The sequence below is a fragment of the Sphingomonas sp. 320_CC genome, assembly GCF_059691795.1.
On the sequence record NZ_JCAWAE010000002.1, the window covers coordinates 245762 to 270042 of the forward strand.

The window sequence follows — 24281 nt, forward strand, 5'->3', positions numbered from 1 at the left end:
AGCTTGCTTCCCCGCAAAGGCGGGGACGCAGACTGGGCTCCCGCCTTCGCGGGAGAACAAGGGGGGCGGTGAAATCGATTTGCTAGTCTAGCGAATGTGCGTCCGGCGAGGTGTCGCCCCTCGCCGCTGTCCTACAAACCGCGTTTCTGCCACAACGCCCGGCATGACCCGGCAAACCCCGCTGCAATACCAACGGGACGCGCATCGCAACCTCGCCAGACTGTGAACTTTGTGAACTTCGGCCCCAACGAGAGACCCAAGACATGCCCCCGCTGACCGACCGCCTCACCGCCCTCCGCACCCAACTCGCCGCGCAAAACCTCGACGGCTTCGTCATCCCTCTCACCGACGAGCACATGAGTGAATATGTCGGCGGCTATGCACAGCGCCTCGGCTGGCTCACCGGGTTCGGCGGATCAGCGGGCACGGCGGTCGTGCTGGCCGACCGTGCCGCGATCTTTACCGACGGGCGCTACACGATCCAGGTCCGCGAGCAGGTCGATGGTGCGCAGTGGGACTATGAGCCCGTGCCGCAGACCAGCCCCGCCGCGTGGCTTGGCAAATACGCTCCCGAAGGCGGTCGGATCGGTTACGACCCATGGCTGCACACCGGCACCTGGGTCGCCGACGCCACCACCGCCCTTGCAGACCGTGGCGCGACGCTGGTTGCGGTCGACGTCAACCCGATCGATGCGATCTGGACCGATCGCCCCGTCCCCTCACCTGCCAAGCTGACCGTACAGCCAGACGAGTTCACCGGTGCCTCGTCCGCCGAGAAGCGCGCGAAGATCGCCGACTGGCTGTCCGAGCAGGGTGCCGATGCAGTCATCCTGTCCGCGCTTGATTCGATCGCTTGGGCGCTCAACGTCCGCGGCGGCGATGTCGATCACACGCCCGTGGCGCTCTCCTACGCGATCGTCGGCGCGGACGGCACGACCGACCTGTTCGTCGCGCCCGACAAGCTCGACGACGCGGTCCGCCAGCATTTAGGCAACGCGGTCCGCCTTCATGATCGCACCGCGTTCGCCGCTGCGCTGGGCACCTATGCCGGCAAGCGCGTCGCTGCCGACCCAGAACGCGCGGTCGCGGCAATTACGCAAGCGCTCCAGGCCGGTGGCGCGAAGATCCTGCCGCTGCGCGATCCCGTCGTGCTCGCCAAGGCGATCAAGAACCCGGTCGAGATAAGCGGCCACCGGGCTGCCTCGGCCCGCGACGGTGCTGCGCTCGCGCGCTTCCTGCGCTGGGTCGAGAGCGAGTGCGTGAAGGGCGGCCAAACCGAACTCAGCGCCGCCGCCAAGCTGCTCGCCTTCCGCGAACAGACCGGCCTGCTGAAGGACACCTCGTTCGACACCATTTCGGCGACCGGCCCGCATGGCGCGAGTCCGCATTACCACGTCACCGAGGAGTCGAGCGCACCGATCGAACCCGGCCAACTCTATTTGATCGACTCCGGCGGCCAATATGCGGACGGCACCACCGACGTGACGCGCGTGATGCCGATCGGCGAACCGACCGAAGAGATGCGCGACCGCTTCACGCGTGTCCTCAAGGGCCATATCGGCATCGCCACTGCGGTCTTCCCCGACGGCACGATGGGCGGCCAGATCGATGCGTTCGCACGCCGTCCGCTGTGGGAAGCCGGCCTCGATTTCGCGCACGGCACCGGCCATGGGATCGGCGCCTATTTGGCGGTGCACGAGGGTCCACAGCGGATCGCCTCGCCTAATTATCCCGGCGGCGCGGCGATGGAGCCCCTGCGCGCCGGCATGATGCTGTCGAACGAGCCCGGCTATTACAAGGCGGGCGAATACGGCATCCGGATCGAGAACCTGATCCTGATCGAGCCGCGTGCCATCCCAGGCGCCGACCGCGAGATGCTGGGCTTCGAGACGCTCACCTTCTGCCCGATCGAGCGCACGCTGATCGAGCCGGCGTTGCTGACAACCGAAGAGCGCCAATGGGTCGACGACTATCATGCACAGGTGCTGGCCGTCCTGACCCCGGAAATGACCGACGCGGCGGATCGCGCCTGGCTCACCGCCAAATGCGCACCATTGTCTTAAGGGCGGTCAGCTAGAGGAATCATCCTTGGTCGCAGGCGCAGCCCCGACGGCGCGCGCCTGCGCCTTCCTGCGCCGCAGGTTCTCGCGCAGCGCGGCGGCCATGCGCTCGGCCTTCTCCGCCGCCTTTCGATCCCGATCATCCATAAATATGCCCTACATTGCGGCGCGGTGCCTTGACAATCATCCCGCCCTCGTCTCTTAGCCCCACTCCGCCGGCAGCGATGCCGACGAGTGCTGCCGTAGCTCAGTGGTAGAGCGCATCCTTGGTAAGGCTGAGGTCGTGAGTTCAATCCTCACCGGCAGCACCATTTTCTTCCTGTATGTCACCGTGACGACCATCCCCTGCGGGGACACCGACTTCCGTCGGGGTCCGTATTGACGCTTCCGCGAACGTTCTAGAGCCCGAGTTCGGCCATCGTCACAACGCGGTGTTCACGGGCGCTGATCTCGGCGGCGGTGCCGATCGCGACGGCACGCAGGCCATCTTCCGCAGTGACCTGGACCGGCCCCTCCCCGCGGACCGCTGCGGCGAACGCAGCGTGCTGGTAGTAGGTCGCGCCTTCGTGCGAGCCGGCGGCCTTGGCGGCGGGATCGACGGCGACGTGGGCACGCTCGACCTGCTTCGGATTGAGGAAGCCGACACGCGGGGAATAGACCAGTTCGCCCGCGGGGATCAGCACGTCGAGGCGGGCGGCGTCGCCGGTGGCGGACATTTCCTCCTGGTTCTCGGCACCGTCGGCGAACATGCTGAGGTCGAGCATTGCGCGCACGCCGTTGGCGAAGTCGACGGTCGTGAAACTGTTGTCGATGATGTCGGGCCGCTGGCCGTCATAGCGTTCGTCGAGATGGTTCACGTCCATCGCGCCCGAGCAATACACGCGGACCGCTTCCGAGCCGACGATCAATCGCATCAGGTCGAAGAAATGGCAGCATTTCTCGACCATCGTGCCGCCGGTGTTGGCGGAGAAGCGGTTCCAGTCGCCGACCTTGGGGAGGAACGGGAAGCGGTGTTCGCGGATCGAGAGCATCTGGAGCCGGCCGACGCGGCCTGCGCGCACCTGTTCGATGAACGCGGCGGCGGGGGGCATGAAGCGGTATTCCATGCCGGTCCAGAACGGCTTCGCATGAGCAGCAGCGCGCTCGACGATCCAGCGCGCGTCCTCGATCGTCGTCGCCAACGGCTTCTCGCAGAGGATCGCGGCGTCCATGGCGAACAGTCGTTCGAGCACGTCGCGGTGCGTGTTGTTGGGCGAGGCGATGACGATCGCGTCGACATCGGCACCCTTCGCGAACGCCTCGACCGAGTCGAACCGCGCGACATTGGCGGCACGGTCGCCGAGCTCATCGCCCAGTGCATCTGTGGCCCAGTCGATCGAAGTCGCGACCGGATCGGCGATCGCGACGATCTCGGCGCCCGGCAGGATCGCCAAGTTGCGAAGGTGTTCGACGCCCATCATGCCCGTTCCGACGACGCCGTATCTGATCGTGGCTACCAAGCGGTCATTCCCTATGCCATGGCCGCCTGCATGACGACGATCCGCCTTTCCAACGACCTCCGCCCGCTCGGCAAGAGCGAAATCCTTGTTTCGCCGATAGCCTGGGGCATGTGGCGGCTGGCCGGAGAGATCGCCCCGGTCCACGCCATGATCGAGGCAGCCTTGGCGGCGGGGATCAACTTCTTCGACACCGCCGACATCTATGGCTGCGACGTGCCCGCCGGGTTCGGCTCGGCGGAGGAACTCTTCGGGCGTGCGCTGGCCGAAGACCGGTCATTGCGTGCGAAGATGGTGATCGCGACCAAGGCGGGCATCCGTCCCGGCATCCCGTATAATTCGAGCGCGACGTATCTTGCCGAGGCGCTCGACGCGTCGCTGACGCGGATCGGCGTCGAACAGGTCGACCTGTACCAGATCCACCGCCGCGACTTCCTGACGCATCCGCAGGAGGTGGGCGAGACGCTGACCCGGATGGTCGAGGCGGGCAAGATCCGCAGCATCGGCGTGTCGAACTACAGCGTGGACGAGTTCGACGCGTTGCAGGCTTTCCTAAGCCAGCCGATCGTCAGCACGCAGCCTGAGTTCTCCCCGCTGCAGACCGCGCCGCTGTTCGACGGGACGCTCGACCAGGCGATGCGGCTCGATGTCGCAGTGATGGCGTGGTCGCCGCTCGGCGGCGGGCGGCTGGCACAGGGCGATCATCCGGCGGCCAAGCTGCTGGCCGAGCATGGCGCGCGCTACGGCGTCGATGCGGCAACCGCGACGCTGGCGTGGATCATGGCGCATCCGGCGCGGATCATTCCGATCGTCGGGTCGCAGACTCCGGCGCGGATCGCCTCGTCGGCGGACGCGTACAAGGTCGAGTGGACGCGGGCCGAATGGTATGCAGTGCTGCAGGCCGGGATGGGCGAGAATTTGCCATGACGGATTTGCCTCCTTGCGAGATCAGCTGGTTCTCCGCGCTGTGTGACGACGATTACGAGTTTCTCGGCGTGCCCGACGAGGCTCTGAAGTCGAGCTGGGAGCATTGCCGCGACATCGTGATGCAGGCCGAGACCGCGGGCTACGACAACATCCTGCTGCCGTCGGGCTATGCGCTGGGGATCGACACGACCGCGTTCGCCGCGGGGATCGCGCCGATGCTCAAGCGGTTGCGGCTGCTGATGGCGGTGCGGATCGGCGAGAGCTGGCCGCCGCAGCTCGCGCGCCAGATCGCGACGATCGACCGGATGCTCGGCGGGCGCCTGGCGATCAACATCATCTCGAGCGACCTGCCGGGCGAGAAGCTGGAGAGCGCGCCGCGGTATGCGCGCACCGTCGAGGCGATGCACATCCTGCGGACGTTGCTCGACGGCAAGCCGCTCGATCATGACGGCGAGTTCTGGAAGCTGAAGGTCGATCCGCCGCGCGTGACGACGGTGTCGGGGGCGTGTCCGGCGCTGTATTTCGGGGGGCTTTCGGAGGCGGCGCGTGATGCGGCGGCGACCAATGCCGACGTGTACCTGATGTGGCCGGATACGATGGACGCCGTGCGGGCGATTGTTGCGGATTTGCGGTCGCGGGCGGCAAATTACGGGCGGACGTTGCGGTTCGGCTACCGCGTCCACGTCGTGGTGCGCGAGACCGAGGCCGAAGCACGCGCCGCCGCCGACCGGCTGTTGTCGAAGCTCGATGATGCCGAGGGGCGGGCTATCCGAGAGCGGTCTTTGGATTCGCAATCGGCGGGCGTGCGGCGTCAGGCCGAGCTGCGTGAAGGATCGGACGACGGCTATGCGGAGGCGAACCTGTGGACGGGCATCGGGCGGGCTCGGTCTGGATGCGGGGCGGCGATCGTTGGCGATCCGGACCAGGTTTTGGCTAAGCTGAACGCGTATCGGGCGGAAGGGATCGATGCGTTCATTCTCTCCGGGTATCCGCATGCGGCCGAGGCAGATTTGTTTGCGCGGCATGTGTTGCCGCGGATCGCGCATGGGCCTTTGGTTATTTAACGCCTCACTCAACTTCAGGCACCACCCCGGCGGAGGCCGGGGCCCAGTTGGAAAGGTCGCAGTAACGAAGGACTGCGCCCAGTTGGCACCGTCCCCCAATTGGGCCCCGGCCTTCGCCGGGGTGGTGTGGGGTCGGCGACGGCCCTCCCCCTCCCCTCCTTGTTCTCCCGCGAAGGCGGGAGCCCAGTCTGGGTCCCCGCCTTCGCGGGGAAACAAGCATGCTCGAAGGAGATGGCCGCCAAGCCAATCCGGAGTGAGCCCCTCCCCCTGCAACCAAATAACCGGCTCAGCGAAGAGAAACTGGCTGGCCACCGCGTGCCTCTCGTCCATGCTAGGCTCGTATGACAAAGCCTACCAAGACCGTCGCGCAACTCGGCGCCCGCGCCCGCGCGCTGCTGTTCGCGCTCGTCGTCACCGCGGGTATCCTCAACCTCGTCGACCGCCAGATCATCTCCGTCCTGAAGCCGATCATCGCCACTGACCTCGGCTGGAGCGACGATGATTACGGGACGCTCGCCGCATGGTTCCAGGGCGGCGCGGCGTTCGCATTCCTGTTCACCGGGTGGATCGTCGACAAGCTCGGCGTCAAATGGGCGAACCCGATCGGCGTTGCGGCGTGGAGCATTGCGGCGATGGCGCATGGCTGGGCACGGTCGATGACCGAGTTCGTGATGATCCGCGTCAGCCTCGGCGCGACCGAGGCGATGGGGACGCCGACCGGGATCAAGACGATCGCGTCCGTGCTGCCCAAGAACTGGCGATCGAGCGGGTTCGGCGCGACCAACGCCGCCAACAGCATCGGCGCGATCCTGGCGCCGCTGGCAATCCCCGGCGTCGCGCTGCTGGTCGGGTGGCGCGGGACGTTCGTCGCGGCGGGCGCGCTCGGGCTTGTCTGGGCCGCGGTATGGCTGATCGCGACGCGCCGCGTGACCTTCTCCCCGCCAAGTCCGGTCGAGACAGACGCCGCGCCTCCGACCGATTACGGACCGATCCTCCGCAACCGCCAGACCTGGGCGGTTGCCGGTGCGAAAATCCTGTCCGACGCAACCTGGTGGCTGCTGTTGTTCTGGCTCCCCGACTTCTTCCACCGGCAATACGGCCTGACCGGCGTCGCGCTCGGCGTCCCGCTCGCGATTGCCTATGGTGGCGCGGCGGTCGGGTCGCTGCTTGGCGGCGGGATTTCGACGCGGTTGCTGAGCCTCGGCTACAGCATCAACGCGGTTCGGAAAGGCATATTGCTGGTCGCCGCGCTCTGCGTGCTGCCGATCCCGCTGGTGCTCTACGCGGGCAACTACGCGGTCACGATCGGGCTCATGGCACTGACGCTCGCCGCACATCAGGCATTCTCGACCAATCTCTTCGCGCTGATCGCGGACGTCGTGCCACAGGACAAGCTCGGTCGCGTGACCGCGTTCGGATCGTTCAGCGGCAATGTCGGGGGGATGGTGATCGCCAAGGTCGCGGGGCTCGTGCTCACCGCGGGCCTCGGCTATCTCCCGCTGTTCGTCTTCGCGAGCGTCTCGTACCTGCTCGCGGTCGGCTGGATTCAACTGCTGCTGCCGGTGCTGCGGCCAGTCGAGCATCGCTAAAGCTGACACGAAGCGGCGCAATGCCGTTCTTTATACCCATCGTCAGAATGGGAATTAAAAGACGCTATCATTTCGGGAGGGAAACCATGCTCTATCCACGCACCCAGCGCAGTCTCGCGCTACTCGCCGGCACCGCCATGGCCGCACTCGCCATGCCGGCCTTTGCGCAGGAAGCGCCCGCACCCGCTACGCTCGCACCCGTCCCCACCCCCGCCCCGGTTGCGCAGAGCGACGAGGTGATCGTCACCGCGCGCTACCGCAACGAGACGCTCCAATCGGTGCCGATCGCGATCACCGCAGTCAGCGGTCAGTCGCTCGCCGAGCGCCAGTTGAACACGGTCGAGAACATCGCCGCGACGATCCCCTCGGTCGGCTTCCGCAGCGGCGCATCGAACAAGGATCGCACGATCTTCATCCGCGGCGTCGGCACGATCACGACCTCGCCCGGCGTCGAGCCATCGGTGTCGACCGTGCTCGACGGCGTCGTCCTCACCCGCCCCGGCCAGTCGACGCTCGACCTCGGTGAGGTCGAGCGGATCGAGGTGTTGCGCGGGCCGCAGGGCACGTTGTTCGGCAAGAACGCCTCGGCGGGCGTGGTCAACATCGTCACCCGCAACCCGACCGACGAGTTCCGCGCGTTCGGCGAGGCCGGCATCACCTCCGACGAGGAATACCGGATCAAGGCCGGCATCTCTGGCGCGCTCGTCCCCGGCAAGGTGCAAGCCCTGATCGGCGGGCTGTACGACGACTATAAGGGCAACGTCCGCAACGTCGCGCAAGGGAAAGACGTCAATGGCTACCGGCGCTATGGCGCACGCGGCAAGCTGGTCGTCACGCCGTCGGACGACCTGAAGTTCACGATCATCGGCGACTATCTCAACTCGCACGATACGACGCCGACCAGCGTCTATGCGGCGACCAGCCGCACCGCGCATCCGACCGGTGTCGTCACCAATTCGCCCGACCTCGCCGCCGCGCTGGGGGCAAGCGGGATCGTCGCCGGACCGAGCAATCGCCGGACCAACAACAATTCGATCACCGACGTGAAGGACGAGAATTACGGCGGGTCGTTCACCGGCGAACTCGCGCTTGGCGACTACCACATCACCTCGATCACCGGCTGGCGGCAATGGCTCAACAACCAGCGCCAGGATTACGACAGCGTCGCCGCGCTCTCGACCGCGTTCCCGTCGGGGCAGGATGCAGGTAGCGTCAATACCAAGCAATTCTCCGAGGAACTGCGGCTGACGTCGCCCAAGGGCGGGCTGATCGATTACGTCGTCGGCGCCTATTACCTGCACGCGACGACCGACGAGCAGTATCAGCGCACGCTGACGTCGCTCGCGGCCGGCGGCGCGCAAACGACGACCACGGGCGTTGCAAACTACGGCATCACCAACGACAATTACGCGCTGTTCGGTGAGGCCAACGTCAATTTCACGCCGAAATTCCGCGGTATCGCCGGCTATCGCTCGACGTGGGACAGCCTGGATTTCTATCACGTCCGCACCTCGACCGCGGATCCGCTCAACACCGGCGCGGCGGCGCTCGATCGGCCCGGCGTTCGCGCCTATCACAACGCGACCGGCGGGATCGACAAGCGCGGCGACAGCTATCGCCTCGGGCTGCAATATGATCTTGGCGAGCACGCGCAGACCTATTTCACCTATTCGCACGGCTATAAGGGCCCGGCGTACAACGTGTATTTCAACATGCGCTCGCTCAACGCGACGACACCGCTCGACGAAGTGCCGCTGCGCCCGGAGACGTCCAATTCGTACGAGGTCGGGCTGAAGGGCAGCACAGCGAACCGTGCGCTAAGCTATAGCCTCGCCGCGTTCACGACCAATTTCGACGGCTATCAGGCGAGCTTCAACGACGTCGTCGCGGGCGCGCAGGTCAGCCGGCTGATCAACGCCGGATCAGTGCGTTCGCGGGGGGTCGAGGCGGACGTGACGCTGCGCCCGACCAAGGGCCTGACGCTCGATATCTCCGCCGCCTATACCGACGCGACGGTGCGCAATTTCCTGTGCCCGACCGGCGCGCCGACGAGCTGCAACATCAACGGCCAGCCGCTCCCCTATGCGCCGAAGATCAAGTTGTACGAGAATGCAGCGTATAAGTTCGGGCTGACCGATACGCTGGCGCTGGAACTCCAGACCGACGTCACGTTCAGCAGCAAGGTGCAATATTCGCTCGCAGAGACGCCGAGCACGATCCAGCCGTCCTACGCGATCTGGAACGCGAGCGTCGCGGTGCTGAGCGATACGTCCGGCTGGCAGCTGCGCGCGTATGTGAAGAACCTGACGAACACGTCCTATTCGTCGTTCCTCACCGCGGGCACGTTTGCGGGCACGGTGCGGTTCGTGCCGCGCGACGACAAGCGCTATGCCGGGTTGTTGCTCCGCAAGGACTTCTGACCGAGCCTCGATTCTCCCCCCTGCTGATGCGTTGAGGCTGGATCGCCCCCTTCAGTAGACAAGCCGCTGTAATTGCGGCGCCATGCGGTACGCGCGTTCTTCCTATCGAACGCGTTTTACCACATGGTGCCTGCATGCCGACGATACCCGCCGTCTCGACGATCGCCCAGACGATCCAGCTTTCGCTAGCGCCCGTGTTCATGCTGGCGGGTATCGGCCAGTTGCTGAACGTGCTGGCCGGCCGCCTGTCGCGAGTGATCGACCGCGCGCGCAAGCTGGAGCATCTTCACGCGAGCAGCACCGGGCCGGAGCATGTCCGTTTCGTCTGGGAACTGCGCCTGCTCGACCGTCGGATGACGATCATCAACGCCGCGCTGTTCCTCGCGGTCTCCAGCGCGATCATGACGTGTATCCTGATCGCGTTGCTGTTCATCGCCGAACTCGCCAAGCTGCACTTCGGGACCTACGTCGCGGTGTGCTTCATCCTGGCGATGATCCTGCTGATCGCGGCGCTGATCTCGTTCATCTTCGAGGTGCGGATTTCGCTCCGCGCATTTCGTATCCGCCCCGAATTGCTGAGGCCCTTGCCATGACCGGCTCGATCGAGAAGCGCCTGTTGCAGGCCGTGATTGCGGTGGCGTGCCTGTTGCCGCTGATCGTCGGCGGCCAGGGTATCCTGCACGGCCCTGCGCCCTTCGGGCATCTGGCCGACGTGCCGAGGGATCTCGACAGCCATTTCCGGTATATCTCGGGGATATTCTTCGCGACCGGGCTCGGGTTCGTGAGTTGCATTCCGAATATCGAGCGCAAGGGGCCGCGGTTCCGGCTGCTCGGTGGGCTGATCTTCGTCGGGGGCGTGTCGCGGCTGATATCGCTGATCGCGGTCGGCGTGCCGTCGCAGGGTCATGTGCTCGGGCTGGGCATGGAGACGATCGTCGTGCCGTTGCTGATGCTGTGGCAATGGAATTTCGCAAGGCGGACCGCCGCATCTCACGCTTGATCTGAACGATGATCGCCAGCGTGCGTTTGGGGCCCGACACGTAAGCTCATGCAGACAGGAACGCCGTGACGAGATTATTGAAGATCGTCGGCGGTGCGATCCTGTTGCTGGCCGTGATCGGTGCGCTGATCGTGACGATCGTGCCGCAATTCCTCGACCGGATCTATTATCGCGGGTCCGTTTCGCGCCATTTCGACGGTGCGCGGTTCTTCAATCCCGACGGTGACGCGGATACCAAGCAGATCCAGCCCAAGGGCAGCGGCGGTGGCCGGGCGAGCTTCTTCTGGAAGTATTTCACCGGCAGCGATGGCCGGCCTGCGTGGCCGAAGTCGGTCGCGGTGAACCGGGTCGCGCCGCCTGCCCGCGTCGAGGGCGAGCGGATGGTCGTGACGTGGGTCGGCCATGCCAGCGTACTGATCCAGACGCAGGGTCTTAACATCCTCACCGATCCGGTCTGGGCGGAGAAGGCGGGGCCGCTGGGGACGGGGCCGCGCCGTGTCGCCGAGCCGGGGATCGCGTTCGATGCGCTGCCGAGGATCGACCTCGTGCTGGTCAGCCACAATCACTACGATCATCTCGACAAGGCGACGCTGAAACGACTTTGGGAGCGCGATCGGCCGCGGATCGTCACCAGCTTGGGCAACGACAGCGTGATCGGCCAGACCGGCGCGGCAGCGACCGCGCTCGACTGGGGACAGCGGCTGGCGATCAAGCCGGGCGTCGCGGTCACCGTGACCCGCAACCATCATTGGGGCAGCCGCTGGTTCACCGATCGCAACCGCGCTTTGTGGTCGAGCTTCGTCGTGACGCTGCCGGGTGGGAATGTGTTCTTTGCGGGCGATACCGGGATGGGCGACGGGCGGTGGCCGGTCGAGGCCGCTGCCCTCGGGCCGATCCGGTTGGCGCTGATCCCGATTGGTGCGTTCCGGTTCGTCGATGGGCAGATGGAGTCGGGAAGCCATATCGGGCCGGTCGATGCGGTCGAGGTCTATCGTCGTCTGAGCGCGGCGCACGCGATCCCGATCCACTGGGGGACGTTCCGGCTGTCGTTCGAGGGGTATGATACGCCGCCGAAACTGCTGGCGGCGGCGATGCGGTGTACAGGGGAGACGGGATTCGAGCCCGTGGCGATCGGGCGGCCAACGGAGATTGCTAGGTATGTGAAGCCGGCGGCGGTTAAGGCGATGCCGCGGGAGGCGTTGTTGCGGTGCCTCGATACGCCGCAGGTTCGCGCATTGCGCTAAATTGTCCGTCACTCCGGAGAAGTTCGGCGGCTATCCCCTTTGACCGAGTAAACCTGTTTCCCCGCGAAGGCGGGGACCCAGACTGGGCTCCCGCCTTCACGGGAGAACAACGAGAGAGAAGCGTAACGCCGGCTTCACATCCAACCACCCCGGCGAAGGCCGGGGCCCAATTGGGGAAGGCTGCTAACGGTGGACAGCCCCTCGTTACTGCCACCTTTCCAATTGGCCCCGGCCTTCGCCGGGGTGGTATTTCCCTCAATCGCGCCCGCACCTCACCCCATCTTGAACACGCAGAGCTTGTTGCCGTCCGGATCGCGGAAATATGCGCCGTAGAAGCCCATCTCCTCAGGCCCGCGCGTGCCGGCAGCGCCTTCGTCCGCTGCACCCAGTTCGATCGCCTTGGCGTAGACCTGATCGACTTGCTCGCGCGAATCCGCCGCCAACGCGACCATCGTGCCGTTGCCCGCGGTCGCGGCCGCGCCGTCATAGGGCTTGCCGATCACGAGCATCGGCTTGTCGGGGCCCGCGCCGTAGAAGGTCAACTGGCGGGCATCGGGCATCTGCATGAGACGCTTGCCGCCGACCGTTGCGAACAGCGCGTCGTAGAAGGTCAGCGCGGTATCAATGTCGTTGGTGCCGAGCGTCGCGTAACCGATCATGGGTCTCTCCTATTTTGGTGGAGAGGCCTATCGACGGGTTGCGCGGTGGAGACAATCCATCCGCATGCTGCCATCCGCCCAAACCGTCATCCTGGACTTGATCCAGGATCCAGAGCCACGATCGAAACCGCATGGGGCTCTGGATCCTGACTTTCGTCAGGATGACGGGGCGTCAGCCGACGAAGGCGCGCTCGATCACGAACGTGCCCGGCTTCGAATTCGCGCCCTCCTCGAAGCCCTGCGCCTCAAGCATCACCGCGAATTCCTTGATCATCTCGGTCGAGCCGCACAACATCGCGCGGTCGGTCTCGGGGTTAAGCTTCTGCTCGCCGCGGACAGGGTGGCCGAACAGCGACGCATCCTCGATCAGCGCACCGATCCGCCGCGTGGTGCGGAACGGCTCGCGCGTCACGGTCGGGATGTAGTGGAACTGCGTCTGCGCCTCGTCGGCGATCAGCGGGTCCTCCGCGAGCAGCCCGACCATCTCGTCGTGATAGGCAAGATCGCTCACGCGGCGCACGCTGTGCACGACGATCACCTGCTCATACGCGGCATAGACGTCTGGATCGCGCATCAGGCTGAGGAACGGCGCGAGGCCGGTGCCGGTCGAGAACATGAACAGGCGCTTCCCCGGCAGCAACGCGTCGAGCACCAGCGTGCCGGTCGGCTTCTTGCCGAGATACACTTCGTCGCCAGGCTGGATCAGCTGGAGCTTCGAGGTCAGCGGGCCGTCCTCGACCTTGATCGACAGGAACTCGAGCTCTTCCGAATAATGCGGGGACGCGATCGAATAGGCGCGCATGATCGGCTTGCCGCCTTCCTGCGGAAGACCGATCATCACGAACTCGCCCGAGCGGAAGCGGAAAGTCGAGGGCCGCTCGATCGCGAAGCTGAACAGATGTTCGTTCCAGTGACGCACCCACAGCACCTTGGCGTTGAGGAACGCAGGGGTCTCGGGGATCAGCGCAGGCGCGCGGGTTGCTTCGACGGTCGGGGCGGTCATGCGTCTATTCCTTGGCCTACGCGCGGGCGCTGGCGGATCGATGGCTTGCGAAACGGTCGCATTATGGGCGCGAGCCGGACGGGTCAACAACAGCTAAACTTGGCATCGCCCAAACAGGTCCCGTGGCCGTTGCCGACTCACCGTATGTTCCCCATATTCCCCCTCGATGGCCATTCAGATTCGCACCAGCCTCGCCGAGCCCGAAACCGGCGAAAGCTTCGTCCCGCACCGCCCGACCGCGCGCCCCGACAAAGTCGAGGGCGGCAAGCGGTTCAACCTCGTCAGCGAGTACGAACCCGCGGGCGACCAGCCCACCGCGATCGCCGAACTCGTCTCGGCGATCGGCGACGGCGAGAAGGACCAGGTGCTGCTCGGCGTGACCGGCTCGGGCAAGACCTTCACGATGGCCAGCGTCATCAACCGCGTCCAGCGCCCCGCGCTGATCCTCGCGCCGAACAAGATCCTGGCCGCACAGCTCTACGGCGAGATGAAGTCGTTCTTCCCCGACAACGCGGTCGAATATTTCGTCAGCTATTACGATTATTACCAGCCCGAGGCGTATGTCGCGCGCTCCGACACGTACATCGAGAAGGAGTCGTCGACCAACGAGTCGATCGACCGGATGCGGCATTCGGCCACCCGCGCGCTGCTCGAACGCGACGACGTCATCATCGTCGCGTCGGTGTCGTGTCTGTACGGCATCGGCTCGGTCGAGACCTATTCGGCGATGATCTTCGACCTCAAGAAGGGTACGACGGTCGATCAGCGCGAGATCGTGCGGAAACTCGTCGCGCTCCAATACAAGCGCAACGACGCGGCGTTCCAGCGCGGCAATTTCCGCGTGAAGGGCGATACGCTCGAGATCTTCCCGTCGCATTACGAGGACAGCGCGTGGCGCATCTCGTTCTTCGGCGACGATATCGAGGAGATCATCGAGTTCGATCCGCTGACCGGCAAGAAGGTCGCGTCGCTGAACTCGGTGCGCGTGTACGCGAACTCGCATTACGTGACACCCGGCCCGACGCTCAAGCAGGCGGGCGAGGCGATCAAGCACGAGTTGGCGGAGCGGCTGAAGGAATTGGTGCTGGAGGGCAAGCTGCTGGAAGCACAGCGGCTTGAGCAGCGGACGAACTTTGATCTGGAGATGATCGCCGCGACCGGATCCTGCGCGGGGATCGAGAATTACTCGCGCTTCCTCACCGGCCGCATGCCAGGCGAGCCGCCGCCCACGCTGTTCGAATATCTCCCCGACAACGCGCTGCTGTTCGTCGACGAGAGCCATGTCACGATCGGCCAGATCAACGGCATGTCGCGCGGCGATCACCGTCGCAAACTGACGCTCGCGGAGTATGGCTTCCGCCTGCCGAGCGCGATCGACAACCGCCCGCTGCGCTTCAACGAATGGGACGCGATGCGGCCGCCGACGACCTATGTCTCGGCGACGCCGGGCAGCTGGGAGATGGAACAGACCGGTGGCGTGTTCGCCGAACAGGTCATCCGCCCGACCGGGCTGATCGATCCGCCGGTCGAGATCAAGCCGGTCGAGGAACAGGTCCAGGACCTGATCGTCGAGGTCGGCAAGACCACGGCGCTAGGGTACCGCACGCTCGTCACCACGCTGACCAAGCGGATGGCGGAGGACCTGACCGAGTATATGCACGAGGCGGGGATCAAGGTCCGCTACATGCACAGCGACGTCGAGACGCTGGAACGTATCGAGCTGATCCGCGACCTGCGGCTCGGCGTGTACGACGTGCTGATCGGCATCAACCTGCTGCGCGAGGGATTGGACATTCCCGAGTGCGGGCTCGTCGCGATTCTCGATGCGGACAAGGAGGGCTTCCTGCGCTCCGAGACATCGCTGATCCAGACGATCGGTCGGGCGGCGCGCAACGTCGACGGCCGTGTGATCCTGTACGCCGACCGCGTCACCGGATCGATGGAGCGCGCGATGAACGAGACGTCGCGTCGCCGCGAGAAGCAGGTCGCGTACAACACCGAACACGGCATCTCCCCGACGACGATCCGCCGCAACATCGGCGACATCATCGCGCACGTGGCGAGCCAGGATCAGGTGACGATCCCGATCGACGAGGACCGCCCGCACATGGTCGGCCACAACCTGCGCGCGTATATCGAGGATCTCGAGAAGCAGATGCGCAAGGCTGCGAGCGATCTCGAGTTCGAGACCGCCGGGCGCCTGCGCGACGAGATCCGTCAGTTGGAGAACGAGGAACTGGGTCTGCCGGTCGACCAGCAGAAAGCGCCGGTCATGGGGCGTTCGAACGAGGGCAAGCCGGGCACGCGAAAGACGCGGTACGGCAAGAGCCAGAAGATGCGCATGGGGGGATCGCGGTCGCGGTGATCGCGGACGTCACCGGTGCGGGCAACTCACCCGCACCGGTCGAAATGTCGCTTAGCCGACGACCAGATCTTCGCTGCTCGACCCGTAATAGCTCGCCACACGGTCGGCATAAGCCTGGTCGAAGACGGGTGCGTTGTTTGCCCAACTCGGGCCGCCTTCGAGGACGCGCTTGTCGATCGTGACGACGTAGAGGTCGCGGACGGCGTCGAACTGGAGGAGCGCAAACGGCAGCGGGTAGAAGCTCTTGCCCATGCCGAGGAAGCCGCCGAGGCTGAGTACGGCGTGGGTGACGCGGCCGGTGCCCTTGTGGACCATGAACGCGTGGACCGAGCCGACATTGTCGCCATCGCGGCTCTCGACCTTCATCGTGCCGGAGATGTTCGACTGGACGAGCAGCTGGGTGGGCGTCTGGGCGGCGGTATCGGACATGGACGTTCTCCTGATTTCTTCGGTCGCTGAACCGGTATCACCGTGCGGCGGTTCCCGGCTAGCGCGCTTCGTCGTACTTGAGCGACCGCCGGGCGTGCCGCATAGCGATGCGATGCGCACCCCGTCCCCTTCCCTCGTCGGCTTGCGATCGCTTGCCAGCCCCCGCGTCCTAGCGCGTCTTGCCGGTCTGGCGGCGCTCGCGTCGATCGCCGGCTGCGTCCCGCCGCCGCGGGCCGAAGCACCGCCGCCCCCGCCGCGCACGGTGACGCGGCCCCCCGCGCCGGCGCCGCGGCCGGTACCGATCGCCGCCGACTGGCGCGACTGGCCGTATTCGCCGGGAACGTGGGTGTATCGCCGCGATGCGCGCGGTTCGATCGCACTGTTCGGGCCGGCCAATGCCGATGCGTCGCTGACGTTGCGCTGCGATACGGCTGCGCGCCAGGTTTACCTGTCGCGCGCGGGGAGCACGGCGACGCCGCTGACGATCCGCACGTCGAGCGTGACGCGCGCGGTGTCGGTCCAGCCGACCGGAGGCACGCCGCCCTATGTCGCGGCCGCGCTGATGCCGAACGATTCGTTGCTGGAGGCGATGGGGTTCAGTCGCGGGCGGTTCGTCGTCCAGCAGCCCGGCCTGCCGCCGCTCGTCGTGCCCGCCTGGGCCGAGATCGAGCGCGTCACCGAAGATTGCCGCGGCTGATTTCCATAGAGTCACCGGCTAGCCGGCAGTCGCACAGGATTGCCCGAAAACTTCCGTAAAACAAGGCTTGTATCGCAGGCGCGGTCGGCACACATTGGCGTTGCGGTCAGGCTTGGCCGCGTTGTTTCAACAAGCGAAAGGAGGTGATCCGATGTCTCATGGTTCAGCAGTGAGTTCGGTTCGGTTCGTTCGGGGGACGCACCGCTAAGTCCGCCGGTCCGCGTGGGGAGTATCCTCTCCCAGTCAACACGTGGTCCATAGGATAGGCGGTACGCATGGTCCTCCGGGCTGGAGCTCTCCGGCCGCTGACCATGTCAGGAGGTTGTCGGGTCGTCGGGAGACGATCCGGCAGCCTCTTTTCGTTTGTGGGGTGTCGGGTTGGCGGTGGTGGTCGATCCAGGTGCAGTTTGCGACATGCGTGAGCTAACGATGTCCGGCGTCGTCTAACCCACCCTCGCTGCGTCTAGCTGACGATATTGGCGGGCGCGGGATTGCAGGCGCGGGCGAGTGGGTGCTCGCTTCCTCTCCCCACAGGTCATCTCATGTGTCCTGCTTTATGGTCGAGGATTAGGCAATTAAACGTGAATCAGGCCAACGCTGAAGCAGCCGAAGCGTCCGCAAGTTCATGCCCCGCTCCCGCCGTCATCCTGACGAAAGTCAGGATCCAGGGTCGCGAAGGGCTGCATTCGGTTACTCTGGAGCCTGATTTTCGTCAGGATGACGGGAAATAGGCAGGACCGAGTGGGCTGCTGATGCAGGCAGCTCGACCTGCTACGCGTGCGCGCGCCGCGCCCTTGGTCTGTAACTACCCCTACAGGAACGACTTCGCCCGATTGAGGACGATGCTGCACATCCGCGTCTTCACCTGCCCGCCGAGGTCGTCGAGCGAAAACGCCTGCCCGTTCGGCGCCTGCACTTCGCCGTCTTGTCCGGCGGCATAGCCCGGCGACGTCTGCACACCCTGTCGTCCCGTCAGTCGCTGGAGGATCGATTGCGCGCCGGTCGTCGGGGCTCTCGTGGTGCTGCCCGCTCGCGGTGCATTCCGCCCACCGGTCAGCGCGCCAAGCGCGCCGCCCTGCCCGAGCAGATTGTTCTTCAGGCAATACCCGAGCAGGCCAGCCGCGTTCCCGGCACCGATCGATCCGACGCTCGGCAACGCACCACCGAGCAGGCCACCGAGACCGCCAAGTCCACCCAGACCGCCAAGACCGTTTTGCGTCGACGCCGACTCGGGTGCGCTGGTTTGGGCCGATGCGGAGGTCGCGAGGGCGAAGGCTGCGACGAGGGCGATTGCGGTCTTGGGCATGATACGGAGCTCCGATAAGGTCGTGTTACCAACAGGACTGGCCGGGGTGCGTTCCGGGCTCCGCTTCGTTCAGCCGCCCGCGAAGAACGCGTCGACCGATCCGCGCTTAGCGCCCAACGCCGCCGCCACCCGTCGGCGAGCATCGTAATATACCAGCGCCGGCGCGGCCGGATCGATCTGTCGAAGGCTGGCGGCCTTCGCGTCCGTCAGGCTGCTCTCGCGCGCGACATGATCCGCATACCCCTCCTGCTGCCAGGTCGGGAGCATCGCACTGCGCACTTCGCCAAGATGGTTGGCGACCATGATGTGCGTCGTCTCGTGTGCGATCACGCCGGACAGCGTCCGGGTACCACTGATCGCACGACCGTTCGTCACGCGGTCGGCAGCGACGTCGCTGCGGTTGAAAACGATCGCCGAACTGAAGGGCCGGCGGAATGCAAAGGCGCCCGGCGACTGGATCGCTAGAAGCCGCCACCGCCAGCCACCGTCCGTCAGGAACAGCGACCGATCGAGCGGGCCGGTGTAGATCGGACTGGTGCGCAACAAGCCCTCGGCACGCGCGAGTTCGCTGCTGATCCGAGGGTCGATCGGACGCTCGGCATAGACGGTGACGGTGCCGATCCGCTGCTCATACGGAAACGCTAGCAACTGCGGCGCGTAGACGACCGCGACGGCAAGCAGAAGGAGGAAGCCCACGATCCACCGGACGGGGCCCTGCCCCCTTCTGCGTGCGCGGGTCGTCATGCCGGTGTGAGCAATCCCTCACGCGCGATCTTCTCGCGCCACACCAAAGGCGCGAGCTGGTGGACGTTCTCGCCGGCGGAATCGACTGCAACTGTCACCGGGAAGTCGCTGACCTCGAATTCGTAGATCGCTTCCATGCCGAGATCCGCGAAACCGACGACCTTCGATCCCTTGATCGCACGTGCGACCAGATACGCAGCCCCGCCGACCGCCATCAGATACGCGGACTTGGCCTCCGCGATCGCCTTGGTCGCATCGCCCCCGCGCTCCGCCTTGCCGACCATCGCCAGCAGGCCCTGGTCGAGCATCATCCGCGTGAACTTGTCCATTCGCGTGGCGGTGGTGGGACCGGCAGGTCCGACGACTTCCTCGCCGACCGGATCGACCGGGCCTACGTAATAGATCACGCGACCCTTGAAATCGACCGGCAGCGGCTCGCCCGCATCGAGCATGTCCTTGATCCGCTTGTGCGCCGCATCGCGCCCGGTCAGCATCTTGCCGTTGAGCAGCAGGCGGTCGCCATGCTTCCACGTCTGCACGACGTCGGGCGTCAGCGTGTCGAGATCGACCCGGATCGCGGCCTTGTCGGGCGTCCAGTTGACATCGGGCCATTCCTCCAGCTTCGGCGCTTCCAGATACACCGGGCCCGAGCCGTCGAGCACGAAATGCGCGTGGCGCGTGGCGGCGCAGTTGGGGATCATCGCCACCGGCTTCGACGCGGCGTGCGTCGGCCAGTCGAAGATCTTCACGTCAAGAATAGTCGAAAGTCCGCCCAGCCCCTGCGCGCCGATGCCGAGCGCGTTGACCTTGTCGTAGATCTCGATCCGCAGCGCCTCGATGTCGTTCTTCGGCCCGCGCGCCTTCAGTTGCGCCATGTCGATCGCGCCCATGAGCGACTGCTTGGCGAGGATCATCGACTTCTCGGCGGTGCCACCGATGCCGATCCCGAGCATGCCGGGCGGGCACCAGCCGGCGCCCATCTGCGGGATCATCTCGAGTACCCAGTCGACGATCGAGTCGGACGGGTTCATCATCTTGAACTTCGACTTGTTCTCGCTACCGCCGCCCTTCGCCGCGACGTCGATCGAGACGGTGTTGCCGGGCACCATCTCGACATGCATCACGCTCGGCGTGTTGTCCTTGGTGTTGCGGCGGGTGAAGGCGGGGTCGGCGAGGATTGACGCACGCAGCTTGTTCTCGGGGTTGAGATACGCCTTCCGAACGCCCTCATCGATCACTTCCTGTAGCGAGCGGGTCGACTCAAGGCGGCAATCCTGGCCCCATTTGACGAAGATCGTGACGATCCCGGTGTCCTGGCAGATCGGGCGATGACCCTCGGCGCACATCCGGCTGTTGGTCAGGATCTGCGCGATCGCATCCTTGGCGGCGGGCGATTGCTCGGCCTCGTACGCGACGCCCAGCGCGCGAATGTAATCCATCGGGTGGTAGTAGCTGATGAACTGGAGCGCGTCGGCGACGCTTTCGATCAGGTCGGCTTCGGTGATGACGGTCATGCAGCGCCTTTACGGATACAGGTTTGCAGGCGTCTTAGCGGCGATCGTGCGATTTTTGAAGACGGGGCCGTGCCGGTGATCGGGCTGCAAACGGCTGAAGGTTACGATAAGGTCACACCAACGTGCCCTCGCGTATCCGATGCCCCCCAAACGGAAAAGGCCGGGATGGCGTTGACGCCACCCCGACCTTTTCTAGTTATCTCAAAGCGTAAGTGCGATTACATCGGTGGCGTCAGGCCGTCCTTGCCAACGGCGACCGACTTGGCGCCCTTGGAGTCGGTCGCAACGATCGCGAACAGCTTCTGGCCCTTGGCGAGGACCGTGCGCTCGGCCGGCTCGAACCGGACGATCGGCGTGCCGACGGGAACGACGACCTGGGCCTTGCCGCCCTTGTACGAGATGCTCAGCTTGGTCTCGCCGGGCTTGCCTGCGCCGCCGGTAACGGTGCCGTTGGTCATGCCGCTCTGTTGCGCGACCGTGCCGTTCGTCATCGCGCTCTGGCCATCGACGGTGCCGTTGGTCATCGCGCTCTGCCCGTCGACGGTGCCGTTGGTCATTGCACTGGAGCCGCTCGTACCGCCGCCTGCAGCCGCGACCGCGCCGGGGACATCCCAGGGATAATGCCCCTCGCCGGTGCCGCGCATCGCCTCGGGGAAGATCACGAGTTCGACCGCGCGCAGCGCGTTGTCGGGACCGGTCGTCGCGGTGCCGATGAAGTCGCCGTCCTTGAGCGTCGACAGGTCGGACTTCACCACCCAGGCGAACTTGGTGTTGGCGTCGAGCGGTACGGTGGCCGACTTGCCGTCATAGGTCTGGACGGTCAGCGCGTCGGTGCCGATCGCGGTGATGACGCCGCGGACACGGTTGACCGCCGGGGTCGCGCTCGCGGTGGTGTTGCCCATGGCGATGTTCGCGGTCGAGGTGTTCGAGTCTGTTGAAGTCGTCTGACCACAGCCGCCAAGGACCGCGACCACGCCGCTCAGCAGCATCAGCTTTTTCGTCAACATCGCATCGGATCCTTCAGTTCTGCCGGCCTAGACGCCGACATGGTACCTGCGAACGGGTCGCGGACGGCCACGGTGGCGTGGTCGATGCTGCTCAACGTCCGACGGGGGAAACCGGACGCATCGGTCCGATCGGATCACGCGATTGCGGCCCGTCCGCTTTTTCGAGTCGGACGTCGGCGGGGCGCAGCGCGGCGGGGGACACTCGGCCCTGTGAAGAGGCGACGGCCGGGGCTGAGCCTATCAGCCCCTCACGATGCCGGATGCCCCCGCGCCATCAGAACGTCGATCTTGCTCTTGGGAAGATTGATCAAAAGCCCGTTCTTGTTTTTTGCAAAGGAAGTGAAGTCTACCTCGACGCTACCGATCGCGCTCGACACCGTCGCAAAGCTTTTACCGACGGACTCGACTTTGCCGATCACCAATCCCTTTGAATCGTGAACGTCCAGCCCCTGCCTAATTTCTCCCGGCAGCGTCGGCACAGGCCGCCTCGTCAATCGATTGGAGTCGGCAACGCCTACTTGGAACTCTTCGAAAGTCCGCTGACGGTTTAGGTCTCCAGGACCGCTGTTGTTCGGCCCCGCTCCCGCGCCCCCTTGTTGAGCCTGTACTCCAGCCGCCGATGCGATGATTGAGACAATCATACCAAGTAGGAATCTACGCATTTCTTCCTCCCCTAAACATTTTATACTTTCAGCTTATCCTGATTGCGAGCTATCGACAATACTTGGCTATTGCCGCCGCCGAGTTGGCGAGACTTGGTATTCCCCTGCTCCAAAGCGGAAAGCCTGCTTTCCACCACTTTCCGACATTCCGTCACTCGCGTATTCTGTCGCCATGCGCGATATCCAGAACATTGTGATCTTGACCGGAGCCGGCGTTTCCGCCGAGTCCGGCGTCCCGACATTTCGCTCTAAGGGCGCCGTAACCTATTGGGATGTTTACGAAAACGATCTGGCTCCAAAAAGCTATAGGGTCGAAGACGTGTGCACCCCCGAGGCGCTCGCGGGGGATCCGGAACGGGTGCACCGGTTCTATGATCTGCGACGCGCGGCTCTGGCGACGGTCGTGCCTAACACCGCGCACCATGCGCTGGCGCGGCTGGATGCGGGTTGGGACGGCGAGTTGCTGATCGTTACGCAGAATGTGGATGACCTGCATGAGCGCGCGGGGGCGACGCGGATGCTGCATATGCATGGGGAGTTGTTGTCGGCGCTGTGTGCCGTGTGTGGGGCGCGTGAGCCTTGGACGGGGGTGTTGCCGGAGGGGTCGGTGTGCGGCGCGTGCGGATCCGCGGCGTTGCGGCCGGATATCGTGTTCTTTGGCGAGATGCCGTACCAGATGGAGCGGATCGAGGCGGCGTTGGCGAAGGCCGATCTGTTCGTGTCGATCGGGACTTCTGGGGCGGTGTATCCGGCGGCGGGGTTCGTGCAGACCGCGGCGTATCATGGGGCGCGGACGCTGGAGCTGAACCTCGATCCTTCGATGGGGAGCGTGTTCTTCGAGCAGACGCGGATCGGTGCGGCTGGGGTGTTGGTGCCGGCTTGGGTGGACGAGATGCTCGGCTCGTTACCTGGCCCAGTTGGGAAGGCCTGAGTAACGGAGCGCCGTCCGTCGTGACGACCGTCCCCCAACTGGTCCCCGGCCTTCGCCGGGCTGGTTGTGGGGTGGGCGCGGGTTGGTGCTGACCGATGTAGGAAAGATTGTTCTCCCGCGAAGGCGGGAGTCCAGTCTGGGCCCCCGCCTTCGCGGGGGAACAGTCTCTTGGGTGGAGGTCAGTCGACCCAGTCGAGGCCCATGTCGCGGTAGACTTCGCGGTCTTCGTCCCAGCCCGGCTTTACCTTTACGTGCAGGTACAGGTGGACGGGCTTGCCGGTTATCGAGGCGAGTTCGATGCGGGAGCGGGCGCCGATCTCCTTAATGCGGACGCCGCCCTTGCCGAGGACGATCGCACGCTGCGTCGGGCGTTCGACCAGGATCTGCTGGTGAATCTCCAACGAGCCGTCCTGGCGTTCGATATACTGCTCGGTCTCGATCGTGCTCGCATAGGGCAGTTCGGCGTGGAGCTGGAGATAGAGCTGCTCGCGCGTGACCTCGGACGCCAGCGCGCGCTCGGTCGAGTCGGAGACCTGGTCTTCGGGATAGTGCCACGGGCCTTCTGGCATCGCCTTAGCAAGCTCGGCCTTGAAGTGGGCGAGGCCGTCGCCGGTGCCGGCGCTGATGAAGAACGTCTCGGCGAAGGGGAGCAGTGCGTTCAGTTTCTCGGCGTGGATCAGCAGCTTGGTCTTGTCGGCGAGATCGACCTTGTTGAGGATCAGCCAGATCGGTTCGGTGCGTCCGACCAGCGACTCGACGATCGTCGTGACCTTGCCGCCGATCCCGCCCTTCGCGTCGACCACCAGCGCGATGATGTCGGAGCCTTCCGCGCCACCCCAGGCGGCGGCAACCATTGCGCGGTCGAAGCGGCGCTTGGGCTCGAAGATGCCGGGGGTGTCGACGAGCAGGATCTGCGTGTCGCCCTCAATGGCGACGCCCATCAGCTTCGCGCGCGTCGTTTGCGCCTTGGGGCTGACGATCGCGACCTTCTGGCCGACGAGCGCGTTGACGAGCGTCGACTTGCCCGCGTTCGGCGCGCCGACGATGGCGACGAGGCCGCAATGCTTGGGGGTGGAGATTTCAGGCGTGGTAGGTTCGGTCACTTAGGCTCTTTTCGGCATCGGGATATTCGGGGACGGTCATACAGATAAAACGCCCTCGCGT

The 24281-nt window shown here is 65.2% G+C and carries 22 protein-coding genes and 1 tRNA gene; 12 read left to right on the forward strand and 11 right to left on the reverse strand.

Annotated features, from left to right (window positions below; genetic code table 11):
- Nucleotides 1-263 precede the first annotated feature (263 nt).
- Nucleotides 264-2063, forward strand: coding sequence for an aminopeptidase P family protein (locus tag AC59GX_RS07990; protein WP_426279819.1), 1800 nt, complete (start codon nt 264-266; stop codon nt 2061-2063).
- Nucleotides 2064-2069: 6 nt separating this feature from the next.
- On the opposite strand, the gene AC59GX_RS07995 is transcribed toward AC59GX_RS07990, so the two are convergent.
- Nucleotides 2070-2207, reverse strand: coding sequence for a hypothetical protein (locus AC59GX_RS07995; protein ID WP_165895508.1), 138 nt, complete (start codon nt 2205-2207; stop codon nt 2070-2072).
- Nucleotides 2208-2296: 89 nt separating this feature from the next.
- Between AC59GX_RS07995 and AC59GX_RS08000 the strand changes: the two genes are divergently transcribed.
- Nucleotides 2297-2371, forward strand: a tRNA-Thr gene (locus tag AC59GX_RS08000).
- Between the two features lie 87 nt (nt 2372-2458).
- Here the strand turns inward: AC59GX_RS08000 and AC59GX_RS08005 are convergent.
- Nucleotides 2459-3547, reverse strand: a complete 1089-nt coding sequence (locus AC59GX_RS08005; protein ID WP_426280387.1) for a Gfo/Idh/MocA family protein — start codon at nt 3545-3547, stop codon at nt 2459-2461.
- Between the two features lie 42 nt (nt 3548-3589).
- Here AC59GX_RS08005 and AC59GX_RS08010 point away from each other — a divergent pair, with 42 nt between their 5' ends.
- The 7 genes from AC59GX_RS08010 (at nt 3590) to AC59GX_RS08040 (ending at nt 11800) form a co-directional block, all read left to right on the forward strand.
- The gene (locus AC59GX_RS08010; RefSeq protein WP_426279820.1) at nt 3590-4483 is read left to right on the forward strand and encodes an aldo/keto reductase; all 894 of its coding nucleotides are present in this window, start codon (nt 3590-3592) and stop codon (nt 4481-4483) included.
- On the forward strand, nt 4480-5547 hold the full coding sequence (locus AC59GX_RS08015; protein ID WP_426279821.1) for an LLM class flavin-dependent oxidoreductase: 1068 nt from the start codon (nt 4480-4482) through the stop codon (nt 5545-5547). The genes AC59GX_RS08010 and AC59GX_RS08015 overlap by 4 nt, the downstream gene beginning before the upstream one ends.
- Before the next feature lie 341 nt (nt 5548-5888).
- Nucleotides 5889-7136, forward strand: coding sequence for an MFS transporter (locus AC59GX_RS08020; RefSeq protein ID WP_497301435.1), 1248 nt, complete (start codon nt 5889-5891; stop codon nt 7134-7136).
- 86 nt (nt 7137-7222) lie between these two features.
- On the forward strand, nt 7223-9556 hold the full coding sequence (locus AC59GX_RS08025) for a TonB-dependent receptor (RefSeq protein WP_426279823.1): 2334 nt from the start codon (nt 7223-7225) through the stop codon (nt 9554-9556).
- Nucleotides 9557-9690: 134 nt separating this feature from the next.
- Entirely contained in the window at nt 9691-10149 is a 459-nt protein-coding gene (locus tag AC59GX_RS08030) for a DUF2721 domain-containing protein (protein WP_056065567.1), read from the forward strand.
- Entirely contained in the window at nt 10146-10556 is a 411-nt protein-coding gene (locus AC59GX_RS08035) for a DUF4345 domain-containing protein (protein WP_426279824.1), read from the forward strand. Before AC59GX_RS08030 ends, AC59GX_RS08035 begins: the two co-directional genes overlap by 4 nt.
- 65 nt (nt 10557-10621) lie before the next feature.
- The gene (locus AC59GX_RS08040) at nt 10622-11800 is read left to right on the forward strand and encodes an MBL fold metallo-hydrolase (protein ID WP_426279825.1); all 1179 of its coding nucleotides are present in this window, start codon (nt 10622-10624) and stop codon (nt 11798-11800) included.
- Nucleotides 11801-12072: 272 nt separating this feature from the next.
- On the opposite strand, the gene AC59GX_RS08045 is transcribed toward AC59GX_RS08040, so the two are convergent.
- The gene (locus AC59GX_RS08045; protein ID WP_426279826.1) at nt 12073-12459 is read right to left on the reverse strand and encodes a VOC family protein; all 387 of its coding nucleotides are present in this window, start codon (nt 12457-12459) and stop codon (nt 12073-12075) included.
- Between the two features lie 172 nt (nt 12460-12631).
- Nucleotides 12632-13462 (reverse strand): ferredoxin--NADP reductase, encoded by an 831-nt coding sequence (locus AC59GX_RS08050; protein WP_056065556.1) that lies wholly within the window; start codon nt 13460-13462, stop codon nt 12632-12634.
- Between the two features lie 166 nt (nt 13463-13628).
- Between AC59GX_RS08050 and uvrB the strand changes: the two genes are divergently transcribed.
- Nucleotides 13629-15827 carry an excinuclease ABC subunit UvrB gene (gene uvrB / locus AC59GX_RS08055; RefSeq protein ID WP_426279828.1) on the forward strand — a complete coding sequence of 733 codons (2199 nt, stop codon included), beginning with the start codon at nt 13629-13631 and terminating at the stop codon, nt 15825-15827.
- 51 nt (nt 15828-15878) lie between these two features.
- Here uvrB and AC59GX_RS08060 read toward each other — a convergent pair whose 3' ends face one another.
- Complete coding sequence (locus AC59GX_RS08060; RefSeq protein WP_056065550.1) at nt 15879-16256, reverse strand: PRC-barrel domain-containing protein; 378 nt, start codon at nt 16254-16256, stop codon at nt 15879-15881.
- 112 nt (nt 16257-16368) lie between these two features.
- Between AC59GX_RS08060 and AC59GX_RS08065 the strand changes: the two genes are divergently transcribed.
- Nucleotides 16369-16953 (forward strand): hypothetical protein, encoded by a 585-nt coding sequence (locus AC59GX_RS08065; protein ID WP_426279829.1) that lies wholly within the window; start codon nt 16369-16371, stop codon nt 16951-16953.
- Between the two features lie 811 nt (nt 16954-17764).
- On the opposite strand, the gene AC59GX_RS08070 is transcribed toward AC59GX_RS08065, so the two are convergent.
- The 5 genes from AC59GX_RS08070 to AC59GX_RS08090 form a co-directional block, all read right to left on the reverse strand.
- Nucleotides 17765-18259 (reverse strand): DUF2501 domain-containing protein, encoded by a 495-nt coding sequence (locus AC59GX_RS08070; RefSeq protein ID WP_426279830.1) that lies wholly within the window; start codon nt 18257-18259, stop codon nt 17765-17767.
- Nucleotides 18260-18328: 69 nt separating this feature from the next.
- Nucleotides 18329-18955: a hypothetical protein gene (locus AC59GX_RS08075; RefSeq protein ID WP_426279831.1), complete on the reverse strand. Its 627-nt coding sequence runs from the start codon at nt 18953-18955 to the stop codon at nt 18329-18331.
- Between the two features lie 44 nt (nt 18956-18999).
- On the reverse strand, nt 19000-20517 hold the full coding sequence (locus tag AC59GX_RS08080; protein ID WP_426279832.1) for a fumarate hydratase: 1518 nt from the start codon (nt 20515-20517) through the stop codon (nt 19000-19002).
- Nucleotides 20518-20735: 218 nt separating this feature from the next.
- Nucleotides 20736-21524: a hypothetical protein gene (locus AC59GX_RS08085; protein WP_107954642.1), complete on the reverse strand. Its 789-nt coding sequence runs from the start codon at nt 21522-21524 to the stop codon at nt 20736-20738.
- Nucleotides 21525-21772: 248 nt separating this feature from the next.
- Entirely contained in the window at nt 21773-22186 is a 414-nt protein-coding gene (locus AC59GX_RS08090) for a hypothetical protein (protein ID WP_497301440.1), read from the reverse strand.
- 172 nt (nt 22187-22358) lie between these two features.
- Between AC59GX_RS08090 and AC59GX_RS08095 the strand changes: the two genes are divergently transcribed.
- Nucleotides 22359-23117, forward strand: a complete 759-nt coding sequence (locus tag AC59GX_RS08095) for an NAD-dependent deacylase (RefSeq protein WP_426279834.1) — start codon at nt 22359-22361, stop codon at nt 23115-23117.
- A 179-nt stretch (nt 23118-23296) separates the two neighbouring features.
- On the opposite strand, the gene era is transcribed toward AC59GX_RS08095, so the two are convergent.
- A complete protein-coding gene (gene era / locus AC59GX_RS08100; RefSeq protein WP_426279835.1) occupies nt 23297-24220 on the reverse strand; it encodes a GTPase Era in 924 nt (307 codons plus the stop codon).
- Nucleotides 24221-24281 lie beyond the last annotated feature (61 nt).